The sequence below is a fragment of the Actinomadura sp. BRA 177 genome, assembly GCF_013372625.1.
Classification (GTDB): domain Bacteria; phylum Actinomycetota; class Actinomycetes; order Streptosporangiales; family Streptosporangiaceae; genus Spirillospora.
The window spans coordinates 1-6955 of record NZ_JABXFD010000577.1 but is presented as its reverse complement, the minus strand read 5'-3'; the positions used below and the strand labels follow the sequence as shown (position 1 = coordinate 6955).

Annotated in this window: 5 protein-coding genes and 1 pseudogene; 1 reads left to right on the top strand and 5 read right to left on the bottom strand. The window is 74.2% G+C overall.

What is annotated here, in order from left to right:
• The 5 genes from HUX53_RS32935 to HUX53_RS32915 form a co-directional block, all read right to left on the bottom strand.
• On the bottom strand, nt 1–2120 hold a 2120-nt coding region (locus HUX53_RS32935), incomplete at its 3' end, for a nitrate- and nitrite sensing domain-containing protein (protein WP_176407114.1).
• A 119-nt stretch (nt 2121–2239) separates the two neighbouring features.
• Nucleotides 2240–2878, bottom strand: a complete 639-nt coding sequence (locus HUX53_RS32930; RefSeq protein ID WP_176407113.1) for an ATP/GTP-binding protein — start codon at nt 2876–2878, stop codon at nt 2240–2242.
• Entirely contained in the window at nt 2859–3239 is a 381-nt protein-coding gene (locus HUX53_RS32925; protein WP_176407112.1) for a DUF742 domain-containing protein, read from the bottom strand. The genes HUX53_RS32930 and HUX53_RS32925 overlap by 20 nt, the downstream gene beginning before the upstream one ends.
• Nucleotides 3240–3242: 3 nt before the next feature.
• A complete protein-coding gene (locus HUX53_RS32920) occupies nt 3243–3689 on the bottom strand; it encodes a roadblock/LC7 domain-containing protein (protein WP_176407115.1) in 447 nt (148 codons plus the stop codon).
• The gene (locus tag HUX53_RS32915) at nt 3689–6211 is read right to left on the bottom strand and encodes a sensor histidine kinase (RefSeq protein WP_176407111.1); all 2523 of its coding nucleotides are present in this window, start codon (nt 6209–6211) and stop codon (nt 3689–3691) included. The genes HUX53_RS32920 and HUX53_RS32915 overlap by 1 nt, the downstream gene beginning before the upstream one ends.
• 381 nt (nt 6212–6592) lie before the next feature.
• Between HUX53_RS32915 and HUX53_RS32910 the strand changes: the two are divergent.
• Nucleotides 6593–6955: pseudogene (locus HUX53_RS32910) on the top strand (hypothetical protein); the annotation flags it as partial.

Genomic DNA, 6955 nt, shown 5'->3' with positions numbered 1-6955 from the left:
GACGCCGCCAGCGCCGCGGCCTGGTCCGGCAGCGCCTGCATCTGCCCGCTCGGCCGGCGCACGGCCGGCTCCGGCTCGGCGGCGTTCTCCACGATGAGCGAGGCCGGGATCAGCGCGATCGCGGTCGTCCCGCCGTACGGGGACGGGCGGAGGGTGACCGTGATGCCGTGCCGCTGCGCGAGCCGCGCCACGACGAACAGGCCGAGCTGGGCGCTGTCGGACGGGTCGAACTCGGGCGGGTTCGCGAGCCGCTCGTTGGCGGCGCGCAGCGCCTCCTCGGTCATCCCGAGGCCGCGGTCCTCCACCTCGATCGCGAAGCCGCTGGCGACGGCCTGCCCGCTGACCCGCACCGGCGACTGCGGCGGCGAGAACGTGGTGGCGTTCTCCACTACCTCGGCGAGCAGGTGGATGACGTCGGCGACGGCGGAGCCGAGCAGCGCGACGCGCGGCAGCGGCTGCACCCGGACACGCGGGTAGTCCTCGACCTCGGCGACCGCGCCGCGCACCACGTCCACCAGCGGGACGGGACGCCGCCAGCCGCGCCCGGCGGTCTTGCCGGCCAGGATGACCAGGCCCTCGGCGTGCCGCCGCATGCGGGTCGCGAGGTGGTCCAGGCGGAACAGGTCCGACAGCTCGGACGGGTCCTCGGTGCGGCGCTCCATCGTGTCGAGCAGGCTGAGCTGGCGGTGCAGCAGCGCCTGGTTGCGGCGCGCGAGGTTGACGAACACCTCGCTGATGCCGCGCCGCGCCGCGACCTCGCCCTCGGCGGCCACCAGCACGGCCTCGCGGGCGCGGTCGAACGACTCGGCGATCTGCCGGATCTCGGTGATGCGGTAGTCGAGGCCGGGCTCCGGCTCGGGGTCGGCGGGACGCCCGGCGATGATCTGCTCGGCGAGCCGCGGCAGCCGCTTCTGGGTGAAGTCGACGACACCGCCGGCGAGCGTGCGGCATTCGCGCACCAGCCGCCGGGAGACGCGGACCGCGATGAAGGACGACAGCACGATCGCGAGGAGCCCGAGGCCGCCGGCGAGGCCGAGCCGGGTGAACGCGCCGATCGCGATCCGCTCGCCCTGGTCGGTGACCCCGTCGAGGATCCGGTTCTCCATCTGGTACAGCCGCCCGTTGGCCTCGTCGGCGACGGACCGCCAGACGGACGGCTCGATGACGGGCGTCCCCCGTCCCGCGCGCACCTGCTGCTGCCGGCCGCTCTGCTGGGTGCCCTGCGCCGTGCCGGCGCCGTGCCCCGGCATCGTGGTCGTCCCGGTCCCGCCGGTTCCGGTCCCCGCGGTTCCGGTTCCGGTCCCGGCACGGGTCCGGCGCGCGGTGGCCTGCGGCGGTTCGGCGCCGGCGATGACCTGGTCCTCCAGCTTCATCATCCGCATGAACGGCGGGGAGGCCATCAGCCGGTCGTACTGGGCGCGGTCGGCGGCGGGCAGGTCGCGCGCGCTGACGCTGTGCAGCGTGTGGTGCGCCCCGACCAGCTTGGCGAACTCGGCGCGTTCGGTGCCGGTGATGCGGCCGGCGGCGAGCGCCCCGGTCAGCAGCGCGTCCTCACGCGACATGTACTCGCGGGCGAGCCCGAACGAGGTGAGCGTGCGGGCGCTCGCCGTGATCCGGCCGTCGGCGGGGGTGGTCGCGCTGTACATGGCGAAGCCCGCGTCGATGAGCTCGCTGTACTCGTGCAGCACGCGGGCGCGGTCGGCGACCCGCTCGTCCACGCTGCGGCGGACGCCCGGCAGCGTGCCGAGCTTGTCCACGAACCCGTCGAGCCGGTCCACGACCTTCGGCAGGATGGAGTCGCGGAGGCCGTCGTCGCGGGCGCCGGCGCGCACCTGCTCGGCCGCCTGGTCGGTGGCCTCCCGCTGCGTCCGCATCACGCCGGGGTCGCTGCGGGCGCCGCCGAGCTCGGCCAGCGACAGCCGCCGCTCCTTCTGCAGCGCGTCGACGAGCCGCTGCGTGGGCAGCACCGTCTTCTGCTGGAACTCGCGGCTCTGCAGCAGCTGGTGGGCGTCGCCGTAGGTGATGCCGGTGAGGAACGCCCACAGCGAGGCGAGCGCCAGCAGCGGCACGAGGACCAGCAGTGTGATCCGTGCCCCGATGGAGGAGAAGCCGCGGGCCATCACGGCTGGCGGACCCTGCTCACTGTCTCGTCCTCCTGCACTGGGTCGTACGGCATTGGGGGGTGGGACATGCGGGGAAACCTCCCGATGCGTCTAGTACGGGGGTGTGCCGGAGCCTACTACGTCGCGGGTTCACGATGATCGGGCATCCGCGCATCGTGCCCCGTCTCCTGCTCGTCCGGCCAGGTGAGGACGTGCTCCATCAGCGCGACGAGCACCTCCTTGGACGACTCCCGGCGGCGCACGTCGCACAGCACCACCGGGACGCCGGGGTCGAGGTCGAGCGCGATCGCGATGTCCTCGGCGCGGTGCGTCCGCATCCCGTCGAAGCAGTTCACCGCGACGACGAACGGGACGCCGCGGCGCTCGAAGTAGTCGATCGCGGGGAAGCTGCCCGGCAGCCGGCGCGTGTCGGCGATCACCACCGCGCCGATCGCGCCGGCGGCCAGCTCGTCCCACATGAACCAGAACCGCTCCTGGCCGGGCGTGCCGAACAGGTAGAGCAGCAGCTGGTCCGACAGCGTGATGCGGCCGAAGTCCATCGCGACCGTCGTGGTCGACTTGGCGCCGACGCCGGACACGTCGTCCACCCCGACGCCGCGGTCGGTCAGCGGCTCCTCGGTGTGCAGCGGCCTGATCTCGCTGATCGAGGCCACCATGGTGGTCTTGCCGGCCCCGAACCCGCCCGCGATGAGGATCTTGGTGGTGACCGGCGGGCGGGACGCCAGGCCCGTCCCGTCAAAGTGCGCGGAGACCATTGAGCACCTCCCTCAGCACGCCGTTCGGCGGGCGGCGGCCCGCCGCGGAGCGCGCCTCGGCGACCACCGCGACGAGCCCCTCGTCCCGCAGGTCGCCGAGCAGCACCCGGACGACGCCGATGGGCAGCCCGAGGTCGGCCGCCAGGTCGACGACCGGCACCGGCGCCGCGCAGCGGCGCAGCACCCGCGCGTGGTCGGGGCTGTAGCGCAGCCGGTCACCGGGCGGGACGCCGGTGGCGGCGACGACCGCGATGAGCTCGAAGCCGGGGCCCTCGGGACGGGTCCGGCCGCGGGTCATCGCGTACGGGCGCACGACCGGACCGGCATCCCGGTCCAGCCACTGCTCTGCCGACGGGTCCATCGCTCAGAGTCCCCGTGGCGCGGACCCCCCGGCGCCTCCGAACTCCCCGCCGGCCGCCTCGTACCGCGGGCTCGCCTGCAGGTGCTGGCCGACCCGCTTGACCAGCACGGCCATCTCGTAGGCGACGAGGCCGGCGTCGGCCTCGGCCTCGGCGAGGACGGCGAGGCAGGTGCCGTCGCCCGCGGCCGTCACGAACAGCAGCAGCGCGTCCATCTCGATGATGGTCTGCCGCACGTTCCCGCCGGCGAAGTGCCGCCCGGCGCCGCGGGCGAGGCTCTGCACGCCGGACGCCAGCGCGGACAGGTGCTCGGCGTCCTCGCGGGCCAGCTCGTTCGAGGCGGCCACGGCCAGGCCGTCCCGCGACAGGATCACCGCCTGCCGCACCGTCGTCACGCGCTCGGCGAAGTCGTTGAGCAGCCAGTTCAGCTCACCGGTCACGGTGTTGTGCATCATCGGGTTCCCTCATCCCCCACATCCGTCGCGCGGCCGCGCCGCCATCCCTGCTGTATCGATGCCATCAGCGAGCGTGCCTCCTCGGGCGAGCGTGCGATCCCCCCGGACGCGCCCCCGCCGGGCGGTGCCGGCGGCGGCGGGGGTCTCTTGCGCAGCTGCGGCGCCAGGTTCTTCTGCCTGACCCGGCGGGGCAGCCCCGCGTGGGTTCCCGCGGGCTCCCAGTCGTCCTCGTCGTCGTTCTCTCCCGCGTCGGCCGGCACGGTCACCACGGGCTGCGGGACCGCGTCGTCCGACCAGGGGTTCGGGGTGGGGCGCGGCGGGACGCCGGCCACCGGCCGCCCGGGGTCGCCCCACGGGCCGGTGAGCTCGGGCAGCGCGGGCGGCGCCTCCACCAGCTCGGCGTCCACGAGTTCGGCGTCCACGGGCTCGTCCTCCGCGGGCACGGGCGCAGCGCGCTCGGGCTCGGCGTCCACGGGCTCGGCGTCCACGGGCTCAACGTCGCGCAGCGGGACGACGGTCTCGCCGTCGGTGGCGGTGTCGAGCGGGGACGCCTCGGCAGGCTCGTCCTCGACCGGTCCGGCGGCCGGCGGCAGCATGCCCGCCGCCATGTGCTCCGCCGGGACGACCAGCTCATGCGGCAGCAGCACGATCGCCGTGACGCCGCCGTACGGGGACCGCTGCAGCGTCACGGAGATCTGGTGCCGGGCGGCCAGCCGCGCGACGACGAACAGGCCCAGCTGGTCGGTGTCGACGAGGTCGTACTCGGGCGGCTCGGCGAGCCGCCGGTTGGCCTCGGCGAGCAGCTCGGGCTTGACGCCGAGGCCGCGGTCCTCGATCTCCACCGCGAAGCCGATGCCGACCCGCTCGGCCTTGACCCGCACCTCGGTGTTGGGCGGGGAGAACGTCGCGGCGTTCTCGATCAGCTCGGCGAGCAGGTGGATGACGTCGGTGACGGCGGCGCCGACCAGGCCGTCCTCGGCGTCGGTGAGGACGGTGGCGCGGGTGTAGTCCTCGATCTCCGCGACGGCGGCGCGCAGCACGTCGGCGAACCGCACCGGCTGCCGCCAGCCGCGCCCGGGGGTCGCGCCGGACAGGATGATCAGGCTCTCCGCGTGCCGCCGCATGCGGGTGGTGAGGTGGTCGATGCGGAACAGGTCCGCCAGGTCGTCGGCCTCGGCGCGGCTCTCCAGCCCGTCCAGCATGGTGAGCTGGCGGTGCAGCAGCGACTGGTTGCGGCGGGCGATGTTGAGGAAGATCCGGCTGACGCCGGCGCGCAGCTCGGCCTGGCCGACGGCGGCGTCCACGGCGGTCCGCTGCACCTTGGCGAACGAGTCGGCGAGCCGGGCGATCTCGGCGGTGCTGCCGGCGTGCAGCGGCGGCGCCTCCGCCTCGACGTCCACGCTCTCGTTGCGGCTCAGCCGCCGCACGACGCCGGGCAGCCGCCGCTCGGCCAGCTCCTCGGCGGAGCCGCGCAGCCCGACCAGCTCGCGGATGAAACCGCGGGCGAACCGCAGCGACAGCAGCACCGACGCGATGATCGCCAGCAGCCCGAGCCCGCCGACGACGCCGAGCCGCACGTAGGCGTCGCGGCCGGCCCGGTCGGCGCCCACGGCGGCCTGCCGGGAGTTGTCGAGCACCATGTCGTTGACCGACTGGACGAGCGGATCGGCGGTCCGCTGCCACTCCTGGTTGCCGACGGGCAGCCGCTTGCGCGGGTCCGCGTTGGCTATCCGGTCCTCGATCGCCTTGAAGCTCTGGTACCCGGGGGACGCGAAGACCGGCGCGACGCTGGTCCGGTAGACGACCGGGTCGAGCAGCGTGCGCTGCTTGATCCACTGCCAGCGCTGCTCGCCGACCATCTCGACGAACAGCCGGTGCTCGGCCGCCGTCAGCCGGCCCCTGGTGACGAAGGCGGCGGCGATCAGCGCGTTCTCCCGCTGCAGCAGCTCCATGCCGCGGGCCGCGTGCCGGGTGGACAGCGTCCAGTTGTAGAGGCCGGCGTCGTCGATGACGCTGAGGCCGTCGTACAGCCGGTGCACGTCGTCGACCATCGTGCTGTAGCTGTTGATCGCGGTCAGCCGGTCGACGAGCCGCCCGTCGACGGCCGCGCGGAGCCCGCCGAGCCCGCCGAAGGCCCGCAGGACGTCGGTGACGCGGCCGTCCATCTCCTCGGTCGTGGCGTCCTGCGCGGCCTCGGCGGTGGCGTCGCGGCGGAAGCGCTCGACGGCCTGGTCGACGCGGTTGCGCTGCGCGACGAGGGCGACGGGCGTCCCGCCGGGGGTGGAGCGCGGCGTGCTGAGGAACACCGCCGACATCTGGCGCTCCCTGCCGAGCTCCACCAGGACGCTCTGGCCGCTCGGCCCGAACTGCCGGTCGAGCGTGTGGTACTTGCGCTGGGCGAGGGCGTCCCGCCCGGTGACACTCGCGGCGTATCCCCACAGCGCGACCAGGGAGAGCAGCGGCACGAGCAGCAGCGCGGTCACCTTCGAGCGAATCGATCGCGTACGGGGGGTTTTCATGTGACCTCGAACGTTCCGGCCAGGAGGGTCCATGGATCATAAAGGCGGTCCGTGACGGGACCGCAACCCCTTTGGCGCCTTTCGGACGCATTGGTGCCGTTCCGTGTCACCTGCGGCGATGCGCACGGCCCGGGTGATCTTGCCGCACCCGTCGCAAGCGGATAGCGGCAAATCGGGACAATTTGCTTTATTTCCCCCTGTTGTTCCGGAGCAATGCGCCATACTCTGCTTCTTCACCATCGCTCGCGTCGCGCCGGCACGGGAAGGAGATCCGCGATCCATACAGGCAACGACGGAGGCCGGAACGAGGCCGCCCCCGCCGGGCCGAGGGACACGGCCCACCGGGACGGGAGGACGGCTCCGGGGCCCGGGCGCGTTACGATGCCCGCCGTGAGTCCCGAAAGCCAGGCATCCGAGGCACTGCCGTCGCGACGGCGCCGCGCCCCCCGCGGCGGCCGGCATCGCGGCGACGAGTCCTTCCTGCTGCCCCCCGGATCCCCCACGCTGGTCCTGGCCGTCCCCGGGCACGCCCGGCAGGCCGGCACCGAGACCGCCGCCGAGCTCGCCCGGCTCGTCGAGATCGAGCACACCGGCCAGCCCGCCTACCTCGGGTACCTGGACGGCGACGAGGCGGGCCTGCACGCCGTCCTCGCCGGCCTGCGGCAGGAGCACGACGAGCTCGCGGCCATCGTGGTGCCGCTGTCCACCGGCCCCGACCCGGCGCTCGACCGGGCGGTGCACGCC